The organism is Synechococcus sp. B60.1, assembly GCF_047462555.1.
In the GTDB taxonomy this organism is placed as follows: domain Bacteria; phylum Cyanobacteriota; class Cyanobacteriia; order Thermostichales; family Thermostichaceae; genus Thermostichus.
This window is the reverse complement of record NZ_JANSJN010000199.1, coordinates 1-1573: the sequence shown is the minus strand read 5'-3', so window position 1 is coordinate 1573 and position 1573 is coordinate 1. Positions and strand designations below refer to the sequence as shown.

Sequence of the window (1573 nt, the reverse complement as noted above, 5' to 3'; positions counted from 1 at the left end):
CAGTTCAAAGCGGGATCCCAAACGACTTCTGATTGGATTGCTACTGGCTGGGCAGCAGGTGTTGGGTGATGAAATCCGTGTACACTTCGCCCCGTAAAAAAGCCTCGTGGCGCAGGATCTGCTGGTGGAAAGGGATCGTGGTGGGCACGCCGGTGATGGCGCATTCCCCCAGTGCCCGCTGCATGCGGCGGATAGCTGCCGCCCGGTTGGGCCCCCAGACGATCAGCTTGCCCAGCAGCGAATCGTAGTAGGGGGGAATGGTGTAGTCGGTGTAAATGTGGGAGTCCATGCGCACCCCCGGCCCCCCAGGGGGCAAATAGGCGCTGATGGTGCCCGCGCAAGGGCGAAACTGCTGCTTGGGATCCTCGGCGTTGATGCGGCACTCGATGGCATGGCCCCGCAGTTCCACATCCTTCTGGCGAAAGGTCAGAGGTTGACCTTGGGCGATGCGAATTTGCTCGGCAATCAAATCCAGCCCCGTCACCATCTCGGTAACCGGATGCTCCACCTGGATGCGGGTGTTCATCTCGATGAAGTAGAACTGGCCGTTTTTATCCAGCAAAAACTCCACCGTGCCCGCCCCCACGTAGTTCACCGCCTTGGCTGCCTTCACCGCTGCTGCTCCCATGCGGGCGCGCAAGCTCGTGGTCAAAGCCGGGCTGGGGGCCTCTTCCAGCAGCTTTTGGTGCCGCCGCTGAATTGAGCAATCCCGCTCGTACAGGTGCACCACATTGCCGTGGCTGTCGGCCAAGATCTGAAACTCCACATGGCGGGGGCGCTCGATAAACTTCTCCAGGTAGATCCCGCCATTGCCAAAGGCCGCCTGGGCTTCCCCCTGGGCGGTGCGCATCATCTTCAGCAATTCTTGGGCATCTCTGGCCACCCGCATGCCCCGCCCCCCGCCGCCGGCAGTGGCTTTGATGATCACGGGGTAACCGATTTTCTCCGCCAGCTTCACTGCTTCTTCATCAGAGGTGATCAAGCCGCGGCTGCCGGGCACGGTCGGCACGCCCACCGCTTGCATAGTCTCGCGGGCCGTGGCTTTGTCGGCCATTTTGCGCATCGCCTCTGGCGAGGGGCCGATGAAGATCAAGTTGTGGTCGGCACACATCTCGGCAAACTTGGCATTCTCCGCCAAGAACCCGTAGCCCGGATGAATAGCATTGGCGCCGCGGGTAAGGGCTGCCGAGATGATGTTGGGAATGTTGAGGTAGCTTTTGGCCACCGGGGCATCCCCTACACAGACGGCCTCGTCCGCCAGTTGGACATGCAGCGAGTTCTGATCCGCAGTGGAGTAGACGGCCACGGTGCGGATCCCCATTTCCTGACAGGTGCGGATGATGCGCAGGGCAATCTCGCCTCGGTTGGCGATCAGGATCTTGGTGATGGGCGGCATGAGGGGCGTTTGAGGTTAGAAAAATCTCGGCCGCTAAAGACCAGCGGTTCGTGCAAGGTAGGGTACGCAGGTGCTGATCCTACTATGGCAAGCAGACGGAAGGATCCAGATGGGGATCCCACATCTGGTCAATCCAGCCGACACCCTAGCTGGAGCTGAGGCGGCAGGGATCCGGCT

1 protein-coding gene is annotated in these 1573 nt (G+C 61.0%); it reads right to left on the bottom strand.

Annotated features, from left to right (window positions below; genetic code table 11):
• Positions 1-40: 40 nt before the first annotated feature.
• Positions 41-1396 (bottom strand): acetyl-CoA carboxylase biotin carboxylase subunit, encoded by a 1356-nt coding sequence (gene accC / locus NW863_RS12980; RefSeq protein WP_414366862.1) that lies wholly within the window; start codon positions 1394-1396, stop codon positions 41-43.
• Positions 1397-1573: the final 177 nt, after the last annotated feature.